22 protein-coding genes and 1 pseudogene are annotated in these 23,872 nt (G+C 59.0%); 9 read left to right on the top strand and 14 right to left on the bottom strand.

Going from position 1 to position 23,872, the window contains the following annotated elements; genetic code table 11:
• Positions 1 to 68: 68 nt before the first annotated feature.
• The 4 genes from AC07V0_RS07130 to AC07V0_RS07115 form a co-directional block, all read right to left on the bottom strand.
• The gene (locus AC07V0_RS07130; RefSeq protein WP_018927103.1) at positions 69 to 389 is read right to left on the bottom strand and encodes a GIY-YIG nuclease family protein; all 321 of its coding nucleotides are present in this window, start codon (positions 387 to 389) and stop codon (positions 69 to 71) included.
• A 40-nt stretch (positions 390 to 429) separates the two neighbouring features.
• Positions 430 to 900 (bottom strand): nuclear transport factor 2 family protein, encoded by a 471-nt coding sequence (locus AC07V0_RS07125; protein WP_086944862.1) that lies wholly within the window; start codon positions 898 to 900, stop codon positions 430 to 432.
• Between the two features lie 100 nt (positions 901 to 1,000).
• A complete protein-coding gene (locus tag AC07V0_RS07120; protein WP_086944736.1) occupies positions 1,001 to 2,317 on the bottom strand; it encodes a CynX/NimT family MFS transporter in 1,317 nt (438 codons plus the stop codon).
• A complete protein-coding gene (locus tag AC07V0_RS07115; RefSeq protein WP_086944735.1) occupies positions 2,307 to 2,966 on the bottom strand; it encodes a FadR/GntR family transcriptional regulator in 660 nt (219 codons plus the stop codon). Before AC07V0_RS07115 ends, AC07V0_RS07120 begins: the two co-directional genes overlap by 11 nt.
• A 210-nt stretch (positions 2,967 to 3,176) precedes the next feature.
• On the opposite strand from AC07V0_RS07115, the pseudogene AC07V0_RS07110 reads away from it, so the two are divergent.
• Positions 3,177 to 3,633, top strand: a pseudogene (locus tag AC07V0_RS07110) (REP-associated tyrosine transposase).
• 142 nt (positions 3,634 to 3,775) lie between these two features.
• Here AC07V0_RS07110 and AC07V0_RS07105 read toward each other — a convergent pair.
• The 4 genes from AC07V0_RS07105 to AC07V0_RS07090 all read right to left on the bottom strand — a co-directional run bounded on the left by AC07V0_RS07105 (position 3,776) and on the right by AC07V0_RS07090 (position 7,938).
• The gene (locus AC07V0_RS07105) at positions 3,776 to 4,540 is read right to left on the bottom strand and encodes an amino acid ABC transporter ATP-binding protein (protein WP_007936266.1); all 765 of its coding nucleotides are present in this window, start codon (positions 4,538 to 4,540) and stop codon (positions 3,776 to 3,778) included.
• An 11-nt stretch (positions 4,541 to 4,551) separates the two neighbouring features.
• The gene (locus AC07V0_RS07100) at positions 4,552 to 5,649 is read right to left on the bottom strand and encodes an amino acid ABC transporter permease (protein ID WP_018927108.1); all 1,098 of its coding nucleotides are present in this window, start codon (positions 5,647 to 5,649) and stop codon (positions 4,552 to 4,554) included.
• Positions 5,650 to 5,659: 10 nt separating this feature from the next.
• On the bottom strand, positions 5,660 to 6,841 hold the full coding sequence (locus AC07V0_RS07095) for an amino acid ABC transporter permease (RefSeq protein ID WP_018927109.1): 1,182 nt from the start codon (positions 6,839 to 6,841) through the stop codon (positions 5,660 to 5,662).
• A gap of 65 nt (positions 6,842 to 6,906) precedes the next feature.
• A complete protein-coding gene (locus AC07V0_RS07090) occupies positions 6,907 to 7,938 on the bottom strand; it encodes an amino acid ABC transporter substrate-binding protein (RefSeq protein WP_018927110.1) in 1,032 nt (343 codons plus the stop codon).
• Positions 7,939 to 8,407: 469 nt separating this feature from the next.
• Between AC07V0_RS07090 and AC07V0_RS07085 the strand changes: the two genes are divergently transcribed.
• The 5 genes from AC07V0_RS07085 (at position 8,408) to AC07V0_RS07065 (ending at position 13,648) form a co-directional block, all read left to right on the top strand.
• Entirely contained in the window at positions 8,408 to 9,064 is a 657-nt protein-coding gene (locus tag AC07V0_RS07085) for an alpha/beta hydrolase (protein ID WP_018927111.1), read from the top strand.
• Between the two features lie 85 nt (positions 9,065 to 9,149).
• Positions 9,150 to 10,637, top strand: coding sequence for an ATP-dependent RNA helicase RhlB (gene rhlB, locus AC07V0_RS07080; protein WP_018927112.1), 1,488 nt, complete (start codon positions 9,150 to 9,152; stop codon positions 10,635 to 10,637).
• 140 nt (positions 10,638 to 10,777) lie between these two features.
• Complete coding sequence (locus tag AC07V0_RS07075) at positions 10,778 to 11,725, top strand: ornithine cyclodeaminase family protein (protein WP_173861136.1); 948 nt, start codon at positions 10,778 to 10,780, stop codon at positions 11,723 to 11,725.
• A gap of 60 nt (positions 11,726 to 11,785) precedes the next feature.
• The gene (locus AC07V0_RS07070) at positions 11,786 to 12,913 is read left to right on the top strand and encodes an NAD(P)/FAD-dependent oxidoreductase (RefSeq protein ID WP_086944732.1); all 1,128 of its coding nucleotides are present in this window, start codon (positions 11,786 to 11,788) and stop codon (positions 12,911 to 12,913) included.
• Positions 12,914 to 13,006: 93 nt separating this feature from the next.
• Positions 13,007 to 13,648, top strand: coding sequence for a helix-turn-helix transcriptional regulator (locus tag AC07V0_RS07065; protein ID WP_018927115.1), 642 nt, complete (start codon positions 13,007 to 13,009; stop codon positions 13,646 to 13,648).
• An 86-nt stretch (positions 13,649 to 13,734) separates the two neighbouring features.
• On the opposite strand, the gene AC07V0_RS07060 is transcribed toward AC07V0_RS07065, so the two are convergent.
• From AC07V0_RS07060 to AC07V0_RS07035, 6 genes are all read right to left on the bottom strand, one after another.
• Positions 13,735 to 14,511 carry an ABC transporter substrate-binding protein gene (locus AC07V0_RS07060; RefSeq protein WP_064620181.1) on the bottom strand — a complete coding sequence of 259 codons (777 nt, stop codon included), beginning with the start codon at positions 14,509 to 14,511 and terminating at the stop codon, positions 13,735 to 13,737.
• 238 nt (positions 14,512 to 14,749) lie between these two features.
• Entirely contained in the window at positions 14,750 to 15,202 is a 453-nt protein-coding gene (moaE, locus tag AC07V0_RS07055; protein ID WP_018927117.1) for a molybdopterin synthase catalytic subunit MoaE, read from the bottom strand.
• A gap of 3 nt (positions 15,203 to 15,205) precedes the next feature.
• On the bottom strand, positions 15,206 to 15,448 hold the full coding sequence (moaD, locus tag AC07V0_RS07050) for a molybdopterin converting factor subunit 1 (RefSeq protein ID WP_086944731.1): 243 nt from the start codon (positions 15,446 to 15,448) through the stop codon (positions 15,206 to 15,208).
• Complete coding sequence (gene moaC, locus AC07V0_RS07045) at positions 15,445 to 15,918, bottom strand: cyclic pyranopterin monophosphate synthase MoaC (protein ID WP_086944730.1); 474 nt, start codon at positions 15,916 to 15,918, stop codon at positions 15,445 to 15,447. Before moaC ends, moaD begins: the two co-directional genes overlap by 4 nt.
• A gap of 155 nt (positions 15,919 to 16,073) precedes the next feature.
• On the bottom strand, positions 16,074 to 17,465 hold the full coding sequence (locus AC07V0_RS07040) for a PhoH family protein (RefSeq protein ID WP_018927120.1): 1,392 nt from the start codon (positions 17,463 to 17,465) through the stop codon (positions 16,074 to 16,076).
• A 335-nt stretch (positions 17,466 to 17,800) separates the two neighbouring features.
• On the bottom strand, positions 17,801 to 18,925 hold the full coding sequence (locus AC07V0_RS07035; protein WP_018927121.1) for a polysaccharide deacetylase family protein: 1,125 nt from the start codon (positions 18,923 to 18,925) through the stop codon (positions 17,801 to 17,803).
• Positions 18,926 to 19,247: 322 nt separating this feature from the next.
• On the opposite strand from AC07V0_RS07035, the gene yaaA reads away from it, so the two are divergent.
• The 3 genes from yaaA to alg8 all read left to right on the top strand — a co-directional run bounded on the left by yaaA (position 19,248) and on the right by alg8 (position 23,860).
• A complete protein-coding gene (gene yaaA, locus AC07V0_RS07030) occupies positions 19,248 to 20,027 on the top strand; it encodes a peroxide stress protein YaaA (protein WP_064620184.1) in 780 nt (259 codons plus the stop codon).
• 835 nt (positions 20,028 to 20,862) lie between these two features.
• Entirely contained in the window at positions 20,863 to 22,179 is a 1,317-nt protein-coding gene (locus AC07V0_RS07025) for a nucleotide sugar dehydrogenase (RefSeq protein WP_064620187.1), read from the top strand.
• Positions 22,180 to 22,378: 199 nt separating this feature from the next.
• The gene (gene alg8 / locus AC07V0_RS07020) at positions 22,379 to 23,860 is read left to right on the top strand and encodes a mannuronan synthase (RefSeq protein WP_370741111.1); all 1,482 of its coding nucleotides are present in this window, start codon (positions 22,379 to 22,381) and stop codon (positions 23,858 to 23,860) included.
• Positions 23,861 to 23,872: the final 12 nt, after the last annotated feature.

Below are 23,872 nucleotides of genomic sequence, written 5' to 3'. Positions count from 1 at the left end.
TAAGGAGCCCGCAGCTTAGCGCGCAATCGGCGGGCAGCCTACCCATCTGCCTGATGGGCACTTATCAGTCAGATTGATAAGCCCGCAGCCGCACTCGCCACCAGACATTCCTTGGCGCTTTTCTTGAGTTTCTTGATCAAACGCTCCTGGCGCAGCGCTTCGCCTTTATCGCGGCAGCGCTCGGTATAAACCAGCGCCACGGCCGGGCTCGACAGGAAGAAGCGCGCGCCCTTGCCACTCTGATGGGTGGCGAAGCGACGTACGGGATCGTCGCTGATCCCGCAGTAGAGCGAACCATTGGCCGCGCGAACGAGGTAGACGAACCAGGGTTTGCTGACAGGCACCGACGGTTCGGCGGCAATGACGGAAGATTCGCTCGAGGTGCTCACGTGACGATCAAGGCTTGAAAGAAAACAAGCCGCGATCTTATCAGCGACTGGCCTGGAATGCCTTCAGGCCCTTCAAGGCCTGAGCACGCACGGCGTTTCTCACCACCGGCGTCCAGCCCAGCAACAGCCCTTTGAAACCCAGCGCCTGACGCGACCAGCGCCACAGATCAAAACTGTCGTGGTGCTCGCAGATCTTGCCGTCGCGAAACACGAAACGCGCCTGAATGTCGTTGACCACGATATTGCCGGTCTGGCTGAACAGGTACGTCGCCACCCAATGGGCGCCGCCAGTGCGCTCATCGCTGCGCACGTTATCGAAGGTCAGGGAGAAGTCCTTGGCGCGGGTAGTGAGCATGCGCCACATATCGCCGGCATCGCGCCCGCGCAGCTCGCCGAACGCCGGATCACTGAACACCACGTCGTCGGTATAGCAGGCGCTCATGGCCTCGGCATCCAGCCGCTGGAAGGCTTGATAGAACCGGGTGATCAAGGCGTCGTGGGCGTCACTCATGGGCAGGCTCCGAAAAATAGGCAGATTGCCAGCACGATAATCTGCAAACGGACGAAACACCATCAGCATTCGCCCCCCGAATACCGACAGTGTGTGCGAATCAGATCTTTTCGCTTTCGACCTGCACATACAGCGAACGCCCTGCGCCGAGGCCGGCGATGATCGCGCCGAGACCGATGACACCGAAGATCCAGCCCAGCGCGGTCCAGCCGCCAGTCCAGTCATGCACCACACCGACTGCGAACGGCCCCATGGATGCCAGGGTGTAGCCGAAGCCCTGTGCCATGCTCGACAGATTGGCCGCGACATGAGCATCCCGCGATCGCAACACGATCAGGGTCAATGCCAGGCTGAACGTAGCGCCCTGCCCCAGTCCCAGCAGGATTGCCCAGCCCCACAGACCGTCGATCGGCGCATACAGGCAACCGAACAAGCCGCCGAGGGTCATTGCCATGACGATCACGATCGCCAGTCGCTGATCCTTGCCACGGGTCGCCAGCCACGGTGCCGCCAACGAGCTGATCAACTGGACAATCACCGACCCCGACAGCACCAGACCGGCCTGGGTTGGCGTCAGACCGCGACCGATCAGAATCGACGGCAGCCAACCGAATACGATGTAGGCCAAAGACGATTGCAGGCCCATGTACAAGGTCACTTGCCAGGCCAGCGGATCGCGCAACAGGCCTCGGACCCGATAGGCAACGTTATGTGCGCCGTGTTTCTGACCGACTTGCGGCAGCCAGAACATCGCCGCGACCAAGGCCGGAACCACCCAGAAGCCAAGGCCCAGCGCCCAACTCTTGTCGAAATGTTCGCTCAACGGCACGGTCGCGCCAGCCGCCATGGCCGCGCCCAGGCACAGGGCCATGGTGTAGACGCCGGTCATGGTGCCGGCTTGTTTCGGGAAGTCGCGCTTGACGATACCGGGCAGCAGCACGCCGATCACCCCGATGCTGGCGCCGGCCAGCACGCTGCCGGCGAAAAGGCCGATCTCGCCGAACGAGCTGCGCAGAATAATCCCGCCGGCCAACATCAGGAGAATCCCCAGCACCACCCGCTCGGCACCAAAACGTCGCGCAAGCACCGGCGCCAATGGCGCGAACAGACCAAGGCAAAGCACCGGCAAGGTGGTCAGCAAACCGGCCTGGGCAGCCGATAGCCCCAGTGTTTTCGAGACCTCGCTGAGCATCGGCGCCATGCTCGACAGCGCCGGACGCAAGTTCAGCGCCACCAGAATCAGCCCCAGCAGCAACAGCCACGGGCGCCGCAGGAGCGGGTGACTTCGCTGAACCTCTGCATCATCGGCCTCGGCATCGATCAACAGCTCTTCGAGCTCCGCCGTCCGCTTGAGCTCGGTGATGCGGCTGTGGCTCGCCTGCTGACTGGACATCGGATTCTCGGTTTCAAGGTTCATTGATCAATTGCCTCATCAGGGCTTTGGCCCGTTCCGGGTCGCGTTGTTCGACGGCATCGAGCAGCTCGATATGCAGGTCGAACACCGCTTGGCGTCGGGGGGTGACGTTCAGGGTCTGACGCAACTGCGCGCCCACGACGCTGGAAAAGTAGCGATACAGCTCGCTGAGGGTCGGGTTGTGCGCCGCGTCCACCAGACGACGGTGAAACACCAGGTCACAGGCGATGTAGGTGTCGAGATCGCCGTGGTAGTGACTGCCGCTGACGCCCAGCGCCTCGCGCAACGCCACCAGGTCTTCATCGGTGCGGCGTAATGCAGCCAGACCGATGGCTTCGACTTCCAGAATGTGCCGGGTTTCCCGAGCCTGTTCCTGAGAGCAGCGGGACAGCGCCTTCATCGTATCCAATGGATCGACTACCGCCCGCAGGTAGCTGCCGTCGCCCTGGCGGATCTCGATCAACCCGGAAAACGCCAACACGCGCATGGCTTCGCGCACGGTGTTGCGGCTGATGCCCAGCTCAGCCGCCAATTCCGGCTCGGTGGGCAAACGCTGGCCGACCGTCCAGACACCTTGATTAATGCGCAGGCGCAGCTGGTCCAGGGCCTGATCGACCAAGGACCGTTTAATTAATGGAGAAATATCTGACATAGAATTCGCCCTTTCATCCAATCATAGGATGAATTTTCTGACATGTTAGTCAGCTTCGTCCGACAAGGCAACGGGCTCACGCAAACCCTGTAGGAGCCGGCTTGCTGGCGATGGCGATCGTACCGACACATTCAGAACTGAACTTTGGCAATGCCCCTCACTATTGCGTACTAGCCTTCTGTTTCTCTCAAAACACAGGAGGGCAATGGAATGCCCGATCTTCCCCATGCCAATCGCTTACGCGCCGGACGTTATTCCCAAACCGGCCAAATCTACCTGCTGACAGCTGTCACCTGGAATCGCACCCCGTTTTTTACTGACTGGCGGGCAGGACGTCTGGTGGTAGACCACTTTCGTCAGGCGCAGAAAGAAGAATGGGTCGATTCCCTCGCCTGGGTGGTGATGCCCGACCATTTTCATTGGCTGGTCGAACTGAAGAACAACTCGTTGTCGGCGTTGGTGCTGGCAACCAAATCGCGCAGCGCGCGGGCGGTAAACGCGCGACTGGAGCGCAGGGATGGTATGGCAGAGAGGTTTCCATGATCGCGCGATTCGCCGTGAAGCGGATCTGCAAGCGGTCGCCCGATACATCGTTGCCAATCCATTGCGTGCGGGGCTTGTCACACGTGTGCACGATTACCCATTGTGGGATGCCAAATGGCTATAGCCGGGATACTCGGTGGCGTCTGGTATGCCGCCATCGCCAGCAAGCCGGCTCCTACAGGGTTCGCGGTCAGCAGGTGGAGCGTTTCATTGGAGCAAAAAAAACCCGGAACAGAGTCCGGGTTTATTTCACTGCCAAGCGTCTATCAATGCAGGATCTGGCTCAGGAACAACTTCGTCCGCTCGTTCTGCGGGTTGTCGAAGAAGTCGTTCGGCGCGGCCTGCTCGACGATTTCACCCTTGTCCATGAAGATCACGCGGTTGGCCACGGTACGGGCGAAGCCCATTTCGTGGGTCACGCAGAGCATGGTCATGCCGTCCTCGGCCAGGCCGATCATGGTGTCCAGAACCTCTTTCACCATCTCCGGGTCGAGTGCCGACGTCGGTTCGTCGAACAGCATGATTTTCGGTTTCATGCACAGGGCACGGGCAATCGCCACACGCTGTTGCTGACCACCGGACAGTTGCCCCGGGTATTTATGCGCCTGCTCTGGAATGCGTACGCGTTCCAGGTAATGCATGGCGATTTCTTCGGCCTTGCGCTTGGGCATCTTGCGTACCCACATCGGCGCCAGGGTGCAGTTCTGCAGAATGGTCAGGTGCGGGAACAGGTTGAAGTGCTGGAACACCATGCCGACTTCACGGCGGATCGCTTCGATCTGCTTGAGGTCGTTGGTCAGTTCCACGCCATCGACCACGATACGGCCCTGCTGGTGTTCTTCCAGGCGATTGAGGCAACGGATGGTGGTGGATTTGCCGGAACCCGACGGGCCGCACAGCACGATACGCTCGCCCTGCTTGACGTTCAGGTTGATGTCTTTCAACACGTGGAACTGGCCGTACCACTTGTTTACGCCCTGCATCTGAATAATGCCTTGAGGACTCACAGGCTGTTTGATCGCTTCACTCATAAACTACGCTCCTAACGCTTGTGGCCAGTGTCCAGCTTGCGTTCCAAATGCATGGAATAGCGGGACATACCAAAACAGAAAATCCAGAACACCAGGGCCGCGAACACATAGCCTTCAGTGGCCATGCCCAACCATTTCGGGTCGGCGGCGGCTTGCTTGACGCTGTTGAGCAAGTCGAACAGGCCGATGATGATCACCAGGCTCGTGTCCTTGAACAGCGCAATGAAGGTGTTGACGATGCCAGGGATTACCAGCTTCAGGGCTTGCGGCAAAATCACCAGGCCCATGCTGCGCCAGTAACCGAGGCCCATCGCCGCAGCCGCTTCGTACTGACCTTTAGGGATCGCTTGCAGACCGCCACGCACCACCTCGGCGATGTAGGCCGACTGGAACAGGATCACGCCGATCAACGCCCGCAGCAATTTGTCGAAGTTCATGCCTTCGGGCAGGAACAACGGCAACATCACCGACGACATGAACAGCACCGTGATCAACGGCACACCGCGCCAGAACTCGATGAAGGTCACGCAGACCACCCGAATCGCCGGCATGTTCGAACGACGGCCCAGGGCCAGCACGATACCCAGCGGCAGTGCGCCGACGATACCAACGGTAGCGATCACCAGGGTCAGCATCAGGCCGCCCCACTGGCTGGTCGCCACCTGGCTCAGACCGAATACACCACCGTGCAGCAGGAGGTAGGCAATGATCGGATAGAGCACCAGAAAGCTCAGGCCGTAGATTGCCTTGTGCGGAACACGTGCGATGAACAACGGCGCCACGCCGATGACTGCCAGCCACACGGTCAGGTCCACGCGCCAGCGCAAGTCCACCGGGTAGTAGCCATACATGAACTGGCCGAAGCGCTGCTCGATGAACACCCAGCAAGCGCCGGCCTTGGTGCAATCGGCACGGGTGGTGCCGACCCAATTGGCGTCGAGAATCGCCCAGCTCACGAGAGGCGGAACTATCAGGTAAATCAGATAGAACGCGAACAACGTCAGCAGGGTGTTGATCCAGCTGGAAAACATGTGCGCCCGCATCCACGCCACGACACCGATGCTGCTGCTCGGTGGAGGCATGTCGGGTTTGAAAGTATGAGTCGTCATGCGCTCTTCCTTACCGCTCGATCAGCGCAATGCGCTTGTTGTACCAGTTCATCAGCAGGGAAATGCTGATACTGATCGCCAGGTACACGCTCATGGTGATGGCAATGACTTCGATCGCCTGTCCGGTCTGGTTCAGCACCGTACCGGCAAACAACGACACCATCTCCGGATAACCGATACCGGCCGCCAGCGAGGAGTTTTTCGCCAGGTTCAGGTATTGGCTGGTCAGCGGCGGAATGATCACACGCAGGGCTTGCGGGATGATCACCTTGCGCAGGGTCGGACCGTTGCGCAGCCCCAGCGAGTGAGCCGCTTCGGTCTGGCCGTGGCTGACCGACTTGATGCCCGAACGCACGATTTCGGCGATGAACGCCGCGGTGTACACCGTCAGGGCCAGGGTCAGTGCCAGCAGTTCAGGGATCAGCACCCAGCCGCCTACAAAGTTGAAACCTTGCAGCTGTGGCATTTCCCAATGCAGCGGCGCGCCGAAGATCAATGCGCACAACGCAGGGATCACCAGGAACATCGCCAGGCCTACCCAGAATTTGTGGAACGGTACGCCGGTCTCTTCGAAACGCTTGTTGGCCCAGCGGCACATCAGCACGATCGCGACAATGGCCACGACGATGCTCGCCACAAACGGCCAGAAACCGTTCGCTATCAACGCTGCCGGCATGTTCAGGCCGCGGCTGCTGACGAAGAAGGTGTCGCCGAAGTTATGGCTATTGCGCGGCCCTGGCATGGTGAGAAACACCGCGAAGTACCAGAACAGGATTTGCAGCAGCGGCGGAATGTTACGGAAGACCTCGACATAAACCGTCGCCATCTTGGCAATGATCCAGTTCTTCGAGAGTCGTGCCACACCGACGATGAAACCGAGGATCGTCGCCAGGATCACGCCGATGAACGTCACCAGCAAGGTGTTGAGCAGACCGATGACAAACACCCGGGCATAACTGTCCGATTCGGTGTAGTCGATCAGGTGCTGAGCGATGCCGAAACCGGCGCTGCGCTCAAGAAAGCTAAAACCGGAGGTAATGCCCCGGTGTTGCAGGTTGGTTTGAGTGTTGTCGAACAGGTACCAACCCATCCCGACCACGGCGAGAACCGTAATAATCTGAAACAGCCACGCACGCACTCGCGGATCGCTGAGGCTGAACCTCTGCTTTGGTGCGCCGATTGAATTTTGCATGAAGTGCCCCGGAAATAATGGAACAGAACATCACCCGGTGGTTGGCCCACCGGGCGATAGAACCATCAGCGCACTGGTGGTGCGTATTGAATGCCGCCGTTGGTCCACAGGGCGTTCAAGCCACGATCGATTTCCAGCGGAGTGCCCTTGCCGAGGTTTCTCTCGAAGACTTCGCCGTAGTTACCGACCTGCTTGACGATTTTCACCACCCAGTCTTTCGGCAGCTTCAGATCCTTGCCGTACTCACCGTCGGCGCCCAGCAGACGAGCAACGTCCGGGTTCTTGGTCGACTTGGCTTCTGCCTCGACGTTCTTCGAAGAGATACCGGCTTCTTCGGCGTTGAGCATCGCGTAGCCAACCCAACGAACGATTGCCAGCCACTCATCGTCGCCGTTACGCACGACCGGCCCCAAAGGCTCTTTGGAGATGGTTTCAGGCAGAACGATGTAATCTTTCGGCGAGGCCAGTTTGCTGCGCTGTGCATACAACTGGGACTTGTCGGAGGTCAGCACGTCGCAACGACCGGATTCCAGCGACTTGGCGCTTTCATCGGAAGTGTCGAAGGTGATCGGGGTGTACTTCAGGCCGTTGGCGCGGAAGTAGTCGGACACGTTCAGCTCGGTGGTGGTACCGGCTTGAATACAGATGGTCGCGCCATCCAGTTCCTTGGCACTTTTCACGCCCAGCTTGCTGTTGGCCAGGAAGCCTACGCCGTCGTAATAGGTGATGAAGCCAGGAAACTTCAGGCCCATGCCCGCGTCACGGGAACTGGTCATGGTGGAGTTGCGCGACAGCATGTCGATTTCGCCGGATTGCAGAGCAGTGAAACGCTCCTTGGCATTCAACTGGCTGAATTTGACCTTGGTCGCATCACCAAACACTGCAGCAGCTACAGCGCGGCAGAAGTCAGCATCGATGCCAACGATCTTGCCGGTAGAGTCCGGAACCGAGAAACCCGGCAAACCGTCACTCACACCGCACTGTACAAAACCTTTCTTCTGCACTGCATCCAGGGTTGCACCCGCCTGAGCGAACCCACTGACACCGAGCACTGCAGCTGCAGTCACGACGGCCAGGGTGGATTTCAACATCTTCATTCAAACCTCCAGTTTTGCTCTTGTTGTGTCGGAGCTTGAGCCCTGTCGCACCCTTTTGAGGCGTTGCTGACCCTTGTTGGCTTTTTTTAGGGTCAACCGACGTAAGGACCGTCGCTATGAGTCTAGTAGGAGAAAATCCACATCATGGATAACTCACTTCTCACCAATCGGCCGAACGGGCTGTAGCCCTTTCACGTTCGCGAAGCCCGTAGCGGCCACTGGCGAACATCCATCACCGGATTCTTTGCTATCCCACGACTAGCCATACACTGATAGTGTTACCGCCAGGCACGAGATTGGTTGCACAGGGTTCCCCATAGCAAAGCCCGTACCAGACCGCTCGCTAAAGCGTTTCAGCGACAGGTCAATAGCAAAACTTTCAACCTTGCGACATCTTCTTAACTGATCAACCCATCGCGCACTCCAACCTTGCACTTAATGAGCGCGCATGCACAACAATGGAGCAGACATGACCGAGCCCCTGATTCTTCAACCCGTCAAGCCCGCAGACGCCTGCGTAATCTGGCTGCATGGGCTGGGTGCCGACCGCTACGATTTTTTGCCGGTAGCTGAAGCGCTACAGGAAAACCTGCTCACTACCCGTTTCGTTTTGCCCCAGGCCCCGACGCGCGCTGTCACCATTAATGGTGGCTACGAGATGCCAAGCTGGTACGACATATTGGCCATGAGCCCGGCACGCGCCATCAGCCGCGAGCAGTTGGAGGAGTCCGCGCAACGGGTCGTGAATTTGATTGAAGTGCAGAAGGCCGGCGGAATAGACGCCTCGCGGATCTTTCTCGCCGGTTTTTCCCAGGGCGGCGCCGTGGTTTTGCACACAGCCTTCCTGAAATGGCAGGGACCGTTGGGCGGTGTACTTGCGCTCTCGACTTATGCGCCGACATTCAGCGATGAACTGGAGCTTTCCGCCAGCCAGCAGCGCATTCCCGTGTTGTCGTTGCATGGTCAGTATGATGACGTCGTGCAAAACTCCATGGGCCGGACCGCCTACGAGTATTTAAAGCAGCATGGTGTCACCGTGACATGGCAGGAATACCCAATGGGCCACGAAGTGTTACCCGAAGAAATTCGCGACATCGGCGTCTGGCTCGCCGAGCGTTTGCGCTAAAAGCTACCCTTTGATCCATCGCACTACGCCGCGCCCGATTCTTGCATTACACTGGCCGGCGTACATTCCTTAACCAATTGATGAGATGACCGTGCTCAAAGCACTCAAGAAAATGTTCGGTAAAAGCGAGGCTGAGCAGCTCGCGCCAGGCTCCAGCGCTCCTTCTCATACCCCCAGCCACCGTACCGACGGTAATCAGCCTGGCCGGACCGCAACCGTAGCGGCACCGAAACACGAGCCGGTGACCACACCGACCGCCCCCTCTGCTCCGGCCATTGCCTCTGAACAGCCGCGCAGCGAAGCCCCGAAACCGGCAAAACCACGCCGCGAACCGAAGCCAAAGGCGCCGGTCATCCCCTGGAAACTCGAAGACTTCGTCGTCGAACCCCAGGAAGGCAAAACCCGCTTCCACGATTTCAAACTCGCCCCCGAGCTGATGCACGCCATTCAGGACCTGGGCTTTCCTTATTGCACGCCGATCCAGGCGCAGGTGCTTGGCTTCACCCTCGCGGGCAAAGACGCCATCGGTCGTGCCCAGACCGGTACCGGCAAAACCGCCGCGTTCCTGATTTCGATCATCACGCAGCTGCTGCAAACCCCGCCGCCCAAAGAACGCTACATGGGTGAACCGCGAGCACTGATCATCGCCCCGACCCGGGAACTGGTAGTGCAAATCGCCAAGGACGCGGCCGACCTGACCAAGTACACCGGCCTCAACGTCATGACGTTTGTCGGCGGCATGGACTTCGACAAGCAGCTCAAGCACCTCGAAGCCCGTCACTGCGACATCCTCGTGGCCACTCCGGGCCGCTTGCTCGACTTCAACCAGCGCGGCGACGTGCACCTGGACATGGTCGAAGTCATGGTGCTGGACGAAGCCGACCGGATGCTCGACATGGGTTTCATCCCGCAGGTGCGTCAGATCATTCGCCAGACTCCACCGAAGAACGAACGTCAGACTCTGCTGTTCTCCGCGACCTTCACCGACGACGTGATGAACCTGGCCAAGCAATGGACCACCGACCCGTCGATCGTCGAGATCGAAGCGCAGAACGTGGCCAGCGAAAACGTCGAGCAACACATCTACGCGGTGGCCGGCGCCGACAAGTACAAACTGCTCTATAACCTGGTCAACGATAACGGCTGGGAACGGGTGATGGTCTTCGCCAACCGCAAGGACGAAGTGCGGCGCATCGAAGAACGCCTGGTGCGCGATGGCGTCAACGCCGCGCAACTGTCCGGCGATGTGCCGCAGCACAAGCGCATCAAGACCCTGGAAGGTTTCCGCGAAGGCAAGATCCGGGTTTTGGTCGCCACCGATGTGGCCGGTCGCGGCATTCACATCGACGGCATCAGCCACGTGATCAACTTCACCCTGCCGGAAGTCCCGGACGACTACGTGCACCGCATCGGTCGTACTGGCCGTGCCGGCGCCGATGGTGTGTCCATCAGCTTTGCCGGTGAAGACGACTCCTACCAGCTACCGTCCATCGAGGCGCTGCTGGGTCGCAAGATCAGTTGTGAAACGCCACCGACGCATCTGCTGCGGGCGGTTGAGCGCAAGCGCCCATAACACGGGTCGCAGAATAAAAGGCGCAGCCGGAGACGGACTGCGCTTTTTTTTTCGTCCGGTTTTTTCAACAGGAGCTTGCTCGAGACAACTAAAAGTCCATAATGGACAAATTAGTTCACTTTCAGCACCCGGAGTCGACCATGCCCAGCACGCCTTACGTGATCACCCAACCCCAGGCCCGCGAACTGTTGGCGCAAGTCGACGTGCCGCAGATCCTGCGCAAGCTGTTCCGCGACCTGGCCGCCGGGCAAGCCGTGCAACCGGCCCAGCAGTTGGTGGAATTCCCGAAAGGTGCCGGGGACTTCATCAACTACCTGGGCGTGCTGGCCGAAGACGGCGTGTATGGCGTCAAGACATCGCCCTACATCGTGCGTGAGCAAGGCCCATTGGTGACCGCCTGGACGCTGTTGATGTCGATGCAGACCGGCCAGCCGCTGCTGCTCTGCGATGCCGGTGAACTGACCACGGCCCGCACCGCGGCGACGACAGCAGTGGCGGTCGATGCCCTCGCACCGCTGAAGGCCCAATGCCTGGCGATCATCGGCAGCGGCAAAGTGGCCCAGGCGCACCTGCACTATGTGAAGAACCTGCGAGACTGGCAAAGCATCAGCCTGTATTCACCGAGCTTGCGCGGCAAGAACGCCGAAACGCTGGCGCAACTCGAAAGCCTCGATCCACGGCTGACCCTCGCCGACAGTTGCGACAACGCGATACAAGACGCTGACGTAATCATGCTTTGCACTTCGTCCGCCGGCCCGGTGATCGACCCGTCCATGTTGAGCAAACCGGCACTGATCACGTCCATCAGCACCAATGCTCCGCGTGCCCATGAAGTGCCGCCGCAGAGCCTCAATGACATGCAGGTATTCTGCGACTATCGCCAGACCACCCCGGGCTCGGCCGGCGAAATGCTGATCGCCGGTGAACAGCATGGCTGGGACAAGCGCTCGATAGTCGGCGACCTGCCCGACTTGCTCAGCGGAAAAGTGCAGCGCCCGGACTACGACCGACCTGTGTTTTTCCGCTCCATCGGCCTGGGCCTGGAAGACATCGCACTGGCCAATGCCATTTACCGCCTACTGGGCTAACACCCGCTCCCACAGGGATCCCCAACAATTTCGGCATTTACGCCCCATCAGGAGACGTTCATGAGCCAGGCAGATTTCATCATTATCGGCGGCGGGATTGCCGGTGCTTCCACCGGTTTCTGGCTGTCGCAGCACGGACGGGTGATTGTGCTCGAGCGCGAATCCCATCCGGCCTATCACTCCACCGGACGCTCGGCGGCGCTCTATACCGCCGCCTACGGCACGCCCCAGGTTCGGGCATTGACCCTGGCCAGCCGCGATTTCTTCGATGCACCACCGCCCGGTTTCTGCGAACACCCGCTGCTGACCCCGCGCGGTGAGATGACCGTCGACTTCACGGGCGATCCGGCCGAGCTGAACAATCAATACCTGAGCGCCAAAGCCACCGTGCCGGAGATGCAACTGCTCAGCGCCGACGAAGCCTGTACGCGTCTGCCGATCCTGCGTCGGGAAAAAGTCCATGGCGCGATCTACGACCCAACCGCCAGCGACATCGATACCGATGCCCTGCACCAAGGCTATCTGCGCGGTATCCGGCGCAATAAAGGCGAGGTGCATACCGACAGTGAAGTGCTGAGCCTGGCCCGGGATACCGAAGGGCTATGGCAGGTTCAAACCGCCACTCAGACCTTCAGCGCCCCGATCATCATCAACGCCGCCGGCGCCTGGGCCGACAAGGTTGGCGAGCTGGCCGGTGCACGACCTCTGGGCCTGCAACCCAAGCGCCGGGCAGCCTTTATCTTCGCCGGCCCCGAGGGCCTTGATAGCCATGACTGGCCAATGCTGGTCAGCCTCGATGAATCGTTCTACATGAAACCCGACGCCGGCATGTTCCTCGGCTCACCGGCCAACGCCGACCCGGTGGAACCGCACGACGTGCAGCCCGAAGAACTGGACATCGCCATGGGCATCTACCAGATCGAAGAGGCCACCACCCTGACCATCCGCCGCCCGACCCGCACCTGGGCCGGCTTGCGCAGTTTCGTGCACGACGGGGATTTGCTGTCCGGCTTCGATCAACACGTACCGGGCCTGTTCTGGGTGGCGGGACAAGGCGGCTACGGCATCCAGACGTCACCGGCCATGGGCCAGGCCAGTGCTGCACTGGTACGCGGCGAAGCCTTGCCCGAACAGCTCACCCGTTTCGGTCTGGACGCCGCGATGCTCTCCCCCGCCCGCCTGGGTTGATCCTGATCCTCAGGTGACGTGCCCACACGATTGCGGCAAACTTCCAGTGCCCCTTTTTAAAGGGGCACTGACGCTGGCCTGGAGCTCCACTGTATGAACGCACCCGAAAAAAACTCGGCCCTGGACAATGTGTCCATGGACAACTTCCGCGCGATTGCCGATGCCATCGCCACGTTGTTCTTCCCTCACGCCGAGGTGGTGCTGCACGACCTGCGCACACAAAAGGTCGACTACATCGCCAACAACCTGTCCAAACGGGAAATTGGAGACGACTCGTCGCTGGAGGACATGCTCAGCGAAGAGGTCAGTGAGCGAAATATCGGGCCGTACGAAAAGCTCAACTGGGACGGCCAGAAGATTCGCAGCCTCAGCAGCGTGCTGCGCGACAGCGAAGGGCAACCGCTGGCAGTGCTGTGCATCAATCTGAATATCTCGTTGTTCGAGAACGCGAAGGCGGCACTGGATTTGTTCCTGTCGCCGACCAAGCTGATTCCGCAACCGGACTCACTGTTTCGCGATGACTGGCAGGAACGGATCAACACTTTTCTGCATGCCTGGCTGCGCGAGCGCCAGTTGAGCCTGAATGTGCTGACCCGCGACCACAAACGCGAACTGGTGCTGGCGCTGCACGCCGAAGGCGCCTTCAAAGGCAAAAGCGCCTCCAACTACGTGGCCAATGTGCTGAACATGGGCCGGGCGACGGTGTACAAGCATTTGAAGGAATTGAAGGGCTGAAAATCAAAAGATCGCAGGCTGCGCCAGCTCCTACAGAGAAATGTGGTCCTCTTTAGGAGCTGCCGAAGGCTGCGATCTTTTTCCGATCAATCGCCGTAGATGTCGGACTTGAAGTACTTCTCCGAAATCTTCTGGTATTCGCCATTGGCGCGAATGCCGTCGATGGCCGCGTTCAGTTCACTGACCAACTCGGTGTTGCCCTTGCGCACGGCAATCCCGGCGCCCTCACCCACGTATTTCGGATCCTTGAGTTCCGGCCCGACAAAGGCGTAACCCTTGCCGCGCGGCATGGACAGGAAATCACTCAATGGAATGGTGTCGGCAAAAATGGCATCGAGGCGACCTGCCGCCAGGTCCATGTAGATTTCTTCGTTGTTGCCGTAACGCTTGACGTTGATGCCCTTCGGTTCGAAAACCTCGGTGGCGTAACGGTCGGTAGTGGTTGCGCGTTGAACGCCGACTGTCTTGCCCTTGAGGCTGGCGTACTGGTCATCGACCGCCGCGCCTTCCTTCATCACCAGTCGCGATGAGGTGAAGTAGTACTTGTGGGTGAAATCCACCGACTTCTTACGGTCTTCATTGATGGTCATGGACGACAGCGCCATGTCGATTTTCTTCACTTTGAGGGAAGGAATCAGACCGTCGAATTCGCCTTCGACCCATACACACTTGACCTTCATCTGCGCGCACAGGGCGTTGCCGATGTCGTAGTCGAAACCGACAATTTCACCTTTGTCGGTTTTCGATGCGAACGGCGGATAGGCCGCTTCAATACCGATGCGCAGGCTTTTCTCGGCAGCGAACACGCTACTGCACGCCAACAGGCTCAGGGCCAGACCGGTGATGAGGGGGAATTTCTTCATGTTCGTTCTCTCGCGGGTTGTTGTTGGTTTGGCAAGACAGAAGAAAGAGCTGAAACAGGGAACGCCTTTTTTGTACTTATAAATCCATACTGGACTTTTATGTATTAACCGTCAATCGGGCGCATACAGATCTTCCAGCCTCTGGTCGGGAGGGGAATCAGTGGATTTTTGGGTGATGCAGAAGGCCTCTTCGCGGACAAGTCGGACCGCGAAGGTGTATTCGAAAGCACTGGAGGAATTACTGCTTCCAGCGATCCGCCGCCGCATGATCGCTGTCGCGCCCTTCAACCCAGCGCGCGCCATCACTGGTGTTTTCTTTCTTCCAGAATGGCGCGCGGGTTTTCAGGTAGTCCATGACAAAGGCGCAGGCATCGAACGCTGCCTGACGGTGGGCGCTGGCGGCACCGACGAAGACGATCGGCTCGCCCGGCTCCAGTGCGCCGATGCGATGCAGCACTTCCAGCTTCAACAGCGGCCAGCGCTGCTCGGCCTCCGCGGCAATCTTGCCCAGGGCTTTTTCGGTCATGCCCGGGTAGTGCTCCAGAAACATCCCGGCGACGTCGAGGCCGTCATTGAAGTCGCGTACGTAGCCGACAAAACTCACCACCGCACCGACGCCCACATTGGCCGCGTGCATGGCGTTGACTTCAGCGCCCGGATCGAACGGCGTGGGCTGCACACGAATCGCCATGGCTCAGCCCCCGGTCACGGTTGGAAAGAAAGCCACTTCATCGCCATCGCCGACCGGTTCATCGAGCTGGCAAAGGTCTTCATTGCGGGCGCACATCAGGTTCTGCTCGCTCAACACCTCGGCGCCTTCACGTTGGGCCAGCAGCGCACGCACATCGTCGACCGTGGCGAAATCACCTTCAACCTTCACCGAATCCACGCCGAGCGCCTCACGGTAACGGGCAAAAAACTTCACGGTAACCTTCATGACTGATCCGCCTGGTAATGACCGCTCTTGCCACCGAGTTTCTCCAACAGGCGCACGCTCTCGATGGTCATGCCGCGGTCCACGGCCTTGCACATGTCATAGATGGTCAACGCCGCGACACTGGCGGCGGTCAGCGCTTCCATCTCGACGCCGGTCTGCCCGGACAACTTGCAGCGCGCCACGATGCGCACGGTGTCGTCGCCTTCGGCACTGAGTTCGACCTTGACGCCGGTGAGCATCAACGGATGGCACAGAGGAATCAGATCGCTGGTTTTCTTCGCCGCCTGGATGCCGGCGATCCGCGCCACGGCGAACACATCACCCTTGGGATGACCGCCGCTGACGATCAACTGCAGGGTTTCGGGCAGCATGCGCACCAGCGCTTGGGCCGTCGCTTCGCGGAACGTCACGGCTTTTTCGGTGACGTCGACCATATGGGCGCGACCTTGGGAATCGAGATGAGTCAGCACAGCGTTACTCCTGATCAGGAGCATCGATTGTAAACCTGCGGGTCAATTTTCCGCACGCACGATTATCCGATCGACATGCCTCGCTTCTACAGAGGAAATGCGAGACACAAAAAACGGGGCGACCCGTGAGGTCGCCCCGTTTTTGTGGTTCAAGGTTACAGATGCGATTCGGCGTATTCGGCCAGAATCGAACGTGGCACCCCTTGCAGGGTGATGTGTACACCGTTGGGGAAGTCTTTGAAGCGTTCGGTCAGGTACGTCAGCCCGGAGCTGGTCGCGGACAGGTAAGGGGTGTCGATCTGCGCCAGGTTGCCCAGGCACACCACTTTGGAACCGGCGCCAGCACGGGTGATGATGGTTTTCATCTGGTGCGGCGTGAGGTTCTGGCATTCATCGATCAGGATCAGGCTCTGCTGGAAGCTACGGCCTCGAATGTAGTTGAGGGATTTGAACTGCAACGGCACTTTGCTGAGGATGTAGTCGACGCTGCCATGGGTGTTTTCGTCATCCATGTGCAAGGCTTCGAGGTTGTCGGTGATGGCGCCCAGCCAAGGCTCCATCTTTTCCGCTTCGGTGCCGGGCAGGAAACCGATTTCCTGATCGAGCCCCTGCACGCTGCGGGTGGCAATGATGCGCCGGTAGCGTTTGCTGACCATGGTCTGCTCGATGGCCGCCGCCAGGGCCAGGATGGTTTTACCGGAACCGGCCGCGCCGGACAGGTTCACCAGATGAATGTCCGGATCGAGCAAGGCGTACAGCGCCAGGCTTTGATAGATGTCACGCGGTTTCAGGCCCCAGGCTTCCTGGTGCAACAGAGGCTCCTGATGCAGGTCGAGGATCAACAATTTGTCGACCTGGATTTCCTTGATCCAGCCGACAAAGCCCTGTTCGTCGATGATGAACTCGTTAACGTGCACGGCAGGCAGGTTGTCGATCAGCTGCACCTGATGCCAGGTGCGACCATGATCCTGCCGGGTTTCGACTTTACTCACCCGGTCCCAGAAGGAGCCGGTCATGTTGTGGTAACCGTTGGGCAGCAACGAAACGTCGTCGACCAGTTGGTCGGTACTGTAGTCCTCGGCCGCGATCCCACAAGCCCGGGCCTTGAGGCGCATGTTGATGTCTTTTGTGACCAGCACCACGGGCAGTTTTGCATCACGCGCGCGCAGGTCGATCAGCTGGTTGATGATGATGTTGTCGTTCAGGTGCTCGGGCAGAATGATGTTCGGCTCGGCACGCTTGCTCATCAGAATTGACAGCAAGCCCTTGGGCCCGCCCTTGCCACGCTGGATCGGAACGCCGAGTTCGACGTCTTCGGGGCTGGCATCGCCCAGGGTCTTGTCGATCAGCCGAATGGCCTGGCGGCATTCCGCTGCAACGCTGTGAGGCCCGCTCTTGAGCTTGTCCAGCTCTTCAAGCACGGTCATCGGGATCGCGACGTGGTGTTCTTCGAAGTTAAGCAGGGCGTTTGGATCGTGAATCAATACGTTGGTATCGAGTACATAAAGGATTGGCTGGTTGGAAGGGCTACGTCCGTGATCATCCATACTCGGTCACCTTTGTGGGAGCCAGTCGACGCAATACCATGACAGTGCTGCGCCTCGAAGTGGCCACCGAAATCACCTGCTCAGACTCAAGTGATTGCAACCCAAACGGAGTCTTGGAAGACGCCACCTGTGTTGCAGGTTTCGGCGGTCTGTCTTCGTAATACTCCAAAACACATGACAGAAAAAAGCACTTTGACGTTTTTTTGAAGTTTATTTTTCAGAATGACCAATAGCACTTGGCGGACTGCCAGCACCCCGCTAAAGTCGGAAGTCCGCCTGCATCGAAATCTCCTCCAAAAACGTCCCTGCCCCAATGTTTACGGGCTTTCCCCGTTTCAGCGAAACGCGTCCTGACAGTTTTCCCAACCGATCCCGCTTGGCGCCGTTTGCGTGATGAGCCAGGGCATCGCGGTTTTCAGCGCGTCCTGCTTCACATTGAAGTTGATCACCCCGTGCCGCCACAGCAGCATCAGGGTCAGCACCCGTTGCGCACTCTGGCTGCCCTTGAGCTTGCCGGCGCCGTCCTGGGCATCGATGTCCCACAGTGCCACCTGCAAACCCTGAGACCTGAAGAAGCCTTCAGCATCGGACCGACGCTGGCCATCGGGCGGACGAAACAGCGGCACGTAATTCTCCGGCAGCTTGCCCTTGACCAGCTCGGCGCTGCGCCGCACCGAGTCCTGCCAGTCTTGCCAGTGGCTGTGGGAACGGAACTCCCAACCCTGCACACCAACGCATTGCTGCGAATAGGTCCCTTGCAGGCTGGTCGCCGAACCTTCAGCCAGACGGGCCTGGATGTCCTTGCCGAGGACGAAGAACGTCGCGCTCATGTTCGATTTGCGCAGGTACTCGGTGACCCAGGCAGTGTTATCCGGCACGGCATTGGCAGCGCTGTCGAAAGTCAGCAGGAACAGGCGATCATTCATGGCATCGCCATTGCGCTCATAGTCGCCAAAACGATCGACTTCGCTGCTGGTCTGCGGGAACAGCGCGGCCTTGCGCAATTGCTCGTCCAGATACTGGGCGTGGAACAACCGGCTCGGCTCGGCCCACTTGATGTAGTAGCTGTCGTTGCTGATCTGAAACTTGGCCGCTTGCTCACGCAAGGTATCCATGTCCTCGACGAGGAAACAGAAAGAGGCATCCTGATCGCAACTCTGCTGGGCGAAGTTGTAGTTGCTCAGCAACCGCTGCCACATGCGCTGGCGCAGCTGGTTGACCGACTCCAGATTGACGGTGCGCAGGCCCAGGCGTTGAGCCAGGCTTGCTTCATCGAGCGATTCGCTGGCGAGCAGGACGCGGGCGAACATGAGGATTTCGGCCCGGGAGGCAACGTCGAACAGGGTCGGGTTGCTGAGCCGCTCAGGCCAGGTGCTGCGATCCAGCGTCGCCACATCGCCCGGCGCCGCCTGGGCGACGAAACTCAACAGCGAGGCGAAGAATAGAAAAACGATACGCAATGGGATGTCTCCATAACAAAACCCGCGCGGCACTATAGCCGATAGCGTTCAAATTCCCGCATCTGCGCCGAACTCATTGTGGCGAGGGAGCTTGCTCCCGTTGGGCTGCGAAGCAGCCCCAAACCGACAAATACTTTCTCTGGATAAAACCATGCGCCTGTATTGCGACCGCTTCGCGCTCGAGCGGGAGCAAGCTCCCTCGCCACAGGATCTTCTTCTGCCACAAAACCTGGCGACACCACCGATCACCTATGACACCCATAGCTGGAGTCAACACAGACAACCCCCTAGAATCGCCCCCACGATTAAAGGAGCCGACTTCATGCTGATGGTGATTTCCCCCGCCAAGACCCTCGATTACGAAACACCGCCGGCGACCCAGCGCTTCACTCAGCCGCAATACCTCGACCACTCCCAGGAACTGATCCTGCAACTGCGCGACCTGACACCGGCGCAGATCAGCGAGCTGATGCACGTCTCCGATAAGATTGGCGGCCTCAATGCCGCACGTTTCGGCAGCTGGACCCCGGCCTTCACCCCTGCCAACGCCAAGCAGGCCTTGCTGGCATTCAAGGGTGACGTGTACACCGGCCTGAATGCACAAACCTTCAGCGAAGCCGACTTCGATTACGCCCAGCAGCACTTGCGCATGCTCTCCGGCCTGTACGGCCTGCTTCGCCCTCTGGACCTGATGCAGCCCTATCGGCTGGAGATGGGCACCAAGCTGGCCAATGCCCGTGGCAAGGATCTGTATGCCTTCTGGGGCACGCGGATCAGCGAATGGCTGAACGAAGCGCTGGCCGATCAGGGCGACGATGTGCTGCTGAACCTGGCCTCCAACGAATACTTCTCGGCGGTCAAACGCAGCGCCTTGAACGCGCGCATCATCAATACCGAGTTCAAGGATTTGAAGAACGGCCAGTACAAAATCATCAGCTTCTACGCGAAAAAGGCCCGCGGGATGATGAGCCGCTTCGTCATCGAAGAACGCATCAATGACCCGGTCGCCCTCCAGCAGTTCGATGTTCAGGGTTATCGCTACAGCAGCGAACAGTCTAAACCGGACAATCTGGTGTTCCTGCGCGATCACGCACCGGAGTAACCAGACCCGCACTCAATTCGCGCACGACACCAACAACTTCGTCGTGCGCTACCCCTTCGATCCTCGAACAATCCCCGCCCTTTTCGCCGACTTATTGGCGCCAAAAAACAAGCACTCGATTTTCTAACTTTTGTTTCACTCGACTTTGCTGATTTTTTTCAGTAGTGGCACTGAAAATTTTTGTGAGTAGTGGCAAAAAAGTACCCAAGGCAATAATCACCCTATATATAAAGGGCGAAACGGCAAGTGCTATCAATATGAAAGCAGTGCCATCTTTTTCAATATTTCAAGAAATTCCAGAAATCGCGATGGGTGGACTGGAACTATGTCCAAATGCGTCGCTCATACCACCCGTAACGATTCTCTCGGCGAACGTACGAGATAACTTACACAGAGAAGCGGTCCCGATAGCGAAGTTGTCATATTAACTTGAACTTATGGATCACTTGTTTGGGCAACACATGAAGGACAGGAGATAACGCATCATTAATATCCCCTACAAGGCCACGGCTGCGCCCCTATAAACGTGCTCACCCGAGCACCCAACCGCTTGATTTACGGGCTTCTGGCCTGGCATTGAGCGCGCAAGACCTTTGCACGAACGTCCTCTGATTAGAGGGTCGGCTGCATAACAGGGCACGTCATAACAATAAGGCCTGGTTGCGCACTTCTTGAGTGCACTTATTTAGACACTCGGAACTTAGTATGCCTGCACCCGGCATTGTGACGCCTTTAAGGCCGCACTTGCGAGTGCATTATGACCGCTGAACACCATTAACTCCGGCCATGTAATGGCTTGTTGAACACAGTCTTGATTAACTGAGAGGTAAATGCGATGCGCATCAGCATATTTGGTTTGGGTTACGTCGGTGCAGTCTGTGCCGGTTGCCTGTCTGCACGGGGCCATGACGTCGTTGGCGTCGATGTTGCCAAAGACAAGATCGATATGATCAACGCCGGTCGTTCGCCGATCGTTGAACCTGGCCTGGGCGAACTTCTGAAACAGGGCATCGAGACTGGCCGCCTGCGCGGCACGACCAACTTCGCCGAGGCGATTCGCGACACCGACCTGTCGATGATCTGCGTCGGCACGCCGAGCAAAAAGAACGGCGACCTGGAACTGAACTACATCGAGGCCGTGTGCCGCGAAATCGGTTTTGTTCTGCGTGACAAAACCACCCGCCACACCATCGTCGTGCGCAGCACTGTGTTGCCGGGCACCGTGGCAAACGTGGTCATCCCGATTCTCGAAGACTGCTCCGGCAAGAAAGCAGGCGTCGACTTCGGCGTTGCCGTGAACCCTGAGTTCCTGCGTGAAAGCACCGCGATCGCCGACTACGACCAGCCGCCAATGACCGTCATCGGCGAGTTCGACAAGGCTTCGGGCGACGTTCTGCAATCGCTGTACGAAGAACTCGACGCACCGATCATCCGCAAGGACATCGCCGTTGCCGAGATGATCAAGTACACCTGCAACGTGTGGCACGCCACCAAGGTGACCTTCGCCAACGAGATCGGCAACATCGCCAAGGCTGTCGGCGTCGATGGTCGTGAAGTGATGGAAGTGGTCTGCCAGGACAAGACACTGAACCTGTCCCAGTACTACATGCGTCCTGGCTTCGCATTCGGCGGCTCCTGCCTGCCGAAAGATGTGCGCGCCCTGACCTACCGCGCCGGTTCCCTGGACGTCGAAGCACCACTGCTCAACTCGCTGATGCGCAGTAACGAGTCCCAGGTGCAGAACGCGTTCGACATCGTCTCCAGCCACGACAAACGCAAAGTCGCCCTGCTGGGCCTGAGCTTCAAGGCCGGCACCGACGACCTGCGCGAAAGCCCGCTGGTCGATCTGGCGGAAATGCTGATCGGCAAGGGCTACGACCTGAGCATCTACGACAGCAACGTCGAGTACGCCCGTGTCCACGGTGCGAACAAGGATTACATCGAGTCGAAGATCCCTCACGTCTCGTCCTTGCTCAACTCGAACTTCGAGGAAGTGATCAACAACTCCGACGTGATCATCCTCGGCAACCGTGATGAGAAATTCCGCGCCCTGGCACTGGAAGCACCGCACGGCAAGCAAGTGGTCGACCTGGTCGGCTTCATGTCTCAAGCCACCAGCGTCAGCAAGCGCACCGAAGGTATCTGCTGGTAACACGCCTGTAGGAGCTGTCGAGTGAAACGAGGCTGCGATCTTTCCCAGCTCACTTGAATCCCAAGCGAAAGATCAAAAGATCGCAGGCTTCGCCAGCTCCTACAGGGATTCTGGCGTTATCCAAACCGGGTGGCGCCAGTTTTCACAAGCCTGCCTTAACCCAATCGGGCTCCGCCCGAGATCGAGACGGATGCAGATTATGCACAGGCTAAAGCACGGCCTACTTCAGGCCGCCGGTTGGCTGTTTTACCTAAGTTTATTAATGGGCATCGCCCTGGCGTTGCCTCCGTCCACGTTCGACTCCGAGTCGAAGGACTTCATCTTCCTGATCGGTATCGTCGGTATCTGGCGCTACTCGATGGGTGCCACGCACTTTTTGCGCGGCATGCTGTTTCTGTACGTGGTCTACCCGCACCTGCGGCGCAAAGTGCGCAAGCTGGGCAAAGAGGCAGACCCGTCCCACGTGTTCCTGATGGTCACCAGCTTCCGTATCGACGCGCTGACCACCGCGCAGGTCTACAGCTCGGTGATCCGCGAGGCCATCGACTGCGGCCTGCCGACTACCGTGGTGTGCTCCATCGTCGAAATGTCCGATGAGCTGCTGGTCAAGAGCCTCTGGAAACGCATGAACCCACCGACACGGGTCAAGCTCGACTTCGTGCGCATTCCCGGCACCGGCAAGCGCGATGGGCTGGCCTATGGTTTCCGCGCCATCTCCCGCCACCTGCCGGACGACCGTGCCGTGGTTGCCGTGATCGATGGCGACACCGTGCTGGCCGAAGGCGTCGTGCTCAAGACCGTGCCGTGGTTCCAGCTGTTCGGCAATGTCGGCGGCCTGACCACCAACGAGTTCTGCGAAGTGCGCGGCGGCTACATCATGAGCGAATGGCACAAACTGCGATTCGCCCAGCGCCACATCAACATGTGCTCCATGGCCCTGTCCAAGCGCGTGCTGACCATGACTGGCCGGATGTCGGTGTTCCGCGCCACCGTGGTCACCAACCCGGACTTCATCGCCGACGTGGAAAGCGACTCGCTGCAACACTGGCGCCTGGGCCGCTTCAAGTTCCTGACCGGTGACGACAAGTCGAGCTGGTTCAGCCTGATGCGCCTGGGTTACGACACGTTCTATGTGCCCGACGCCGCGATCCATACCGTGGAACACCCGCCGGAAAAGAGCTTCATCAAGGCCAGTCGCAAACTGATGTTCCGTTGGTACGGCAACAACCTGCGGCAGAACTCCCGCGCCCTGGGCCTGGGGATGAAACGCCTCGGCCTGTTCACGTCAGTGGTGCTGTTCGATCAGCGCGTGTCGATGTGGACGTCCCTGCTGGGCCTGACGGTGGCGCTCATCGCCACCTTCAAGTACGGCACCGCGTTCATCCTGGTTTACCTGCTGTGGATCGGCATCACCCGCCTGATCCTGACCCTGTTGCTGTCCTGTTCCGGTCACCGGATCGGCCCGGCATACCCGGCCATTCTCTATTACAACCAGATCGTCGGCGCGCTGGTGAAGATCTACGTGTTCTTCCGCCTCGATCAACAATCCTGGACTCGCCAGCCCACTTCTCTGACCCGTGATCTCGCCAGCTTTCAACGTTGGTTCAACACCTGGTCGTCTCGGACCATGACCTTCTCCGCCGGCAGCATCTTTGTCGCCGTGCTGCTGATGATGGTCTGACCGAACTCGCCT

This window comes from Pseudomonas sp. GW821-FHT01E10, from assembly GCF_059422365.1.
This window is presented reverse-complemented; position numbering and strand designations above follow the sequence as displayed.

Coding starts and splice junctions, on each gene's coding strand:
- AC07V0_RS07125 (WP_086944862.1), bottom strand. CDS start 900: ATGAGTGACGCCCACGACGCCTTGATCACCCGGTTCTATCAAGCCTTC.
- AC07V0_RS07120 (WP_086944736.1), bottom strand. CDS start 2,317: ATGAACCTTGAAACCGAGAATCCGATGTCCAGTCAGCAGGCGAGCCAC.
- AC07V0_RS07115 (WP_086944735.1), bottom strand. CDS start 2,966: ATGTCAGATATTTCTCCATTAATTAAACGGTCCTTGGTCGATCAGGCC.
- AC07V0_RS07105 (WP_007936266.1), bottom strand. CDS start 4,540: ATGAGTGAAGCGATCAAACAGCCTGTGAGTCCTCAAGGCATTATTCAG.
- AC07V0_RS07100 (WP_018927108.1), bottom strand. CDS start 5,649: ATGACGACTCATACTTTCAAACCCGACATGCCTCCACCGAGCAGCAGC.
- AC07V0_RS07095 (WP_018927109.1), bottom strand. CDS start 6,841: ATGCAAAATTCAATCGGCGCACCAAAGCAGAGGTTCAGCCTCAGCGAT.
- AC07V0_RS07090 (WP_018927110.1), bottom strand. CDS start 7,938: ATGAAGATGTTGAAATCCACCCTGGCCGTCGTGACTGCAGCTGCAGTG.
- AC07V0_RS07085 (WP_018927111.1), top strand. CDS start 8,408: ATGACCGAGCCCCTGATTCTTCAACCCGTCAAGCCCGCAGACGCCTGC.
- rhlB (WP_018927112.1), top strand. CDS start 9,150: ATGACCGTGCTCAAAGCACTCAAGAAAATGTTCGGTAAAAGCGAGGCT.
- AC07V0_RS07075 (WP_173861136.1), top strand. CDS start 10,778: ATGCCCAGCACGCCTTACGTGATCACCCAACCCCAGGCCCGCGAACTG.
- AC07V0_RS07070 (WP_086944732.1), top strand. CDS start 11,786: ATGAGCCAGGCAGATTTCATCATTATCGGCGGCGGGATTGCCGGTGCT.
- AC07V0_RS07065 (WP_018927115.1), top strand. CDS start 13,007: ATGAACGCACCCGAAAAAAACTCGGCCCTGGACAATGTGTCCATGGAC.
- AC07V0_RS07060 (WP_064620181.1), bottom strand. CDS start 14,511: ATGAAGAAATTCCCCCTCATCACCGGTCTGGCCCTGAGCCTGTTGGCG.
- moaE (WP_018927117.1), bottom strand. CDS start 15,202: ATGGCGATTCGTGTGCAGCCCACGCCGTTCGATCCGGGCGCTGAAGTC.
- moaD (WP_086944731.1), bottom strand. CDS start 15,448: ATGAAGGTTACCGTGAAGTTTTTTGCCCGTTACCGTGAGGCGCTCGGC.
- AC07V0_RS07040 (WP_018927120.1), bottom strand. CDS start 17,465: ATGGATGATCACGGACGTAGCCCTTCCAACCAGCCAATCCTTTATGTA.
- yaaA (WP_064620184.1), top strand. CDS start 19,248: ATGCTGATGGTGATTTCCCCCGCCAAGACCCTCGATTACGAAACACCG.
- AC07V0_RS07025 (WP_064620187.1), top strand. CDS start 20,863: ATGCGCATCAGCATATTTGGTTTGGGTTACGTCGGTGCAGTCTGTGCC.
- alg8 (WP_370741111.1), top strand. CDS start 22,379: ATGCACAGGCTAAAGCACGGCCTACTTCAGGCCGCCGGTTGGCTGTTT.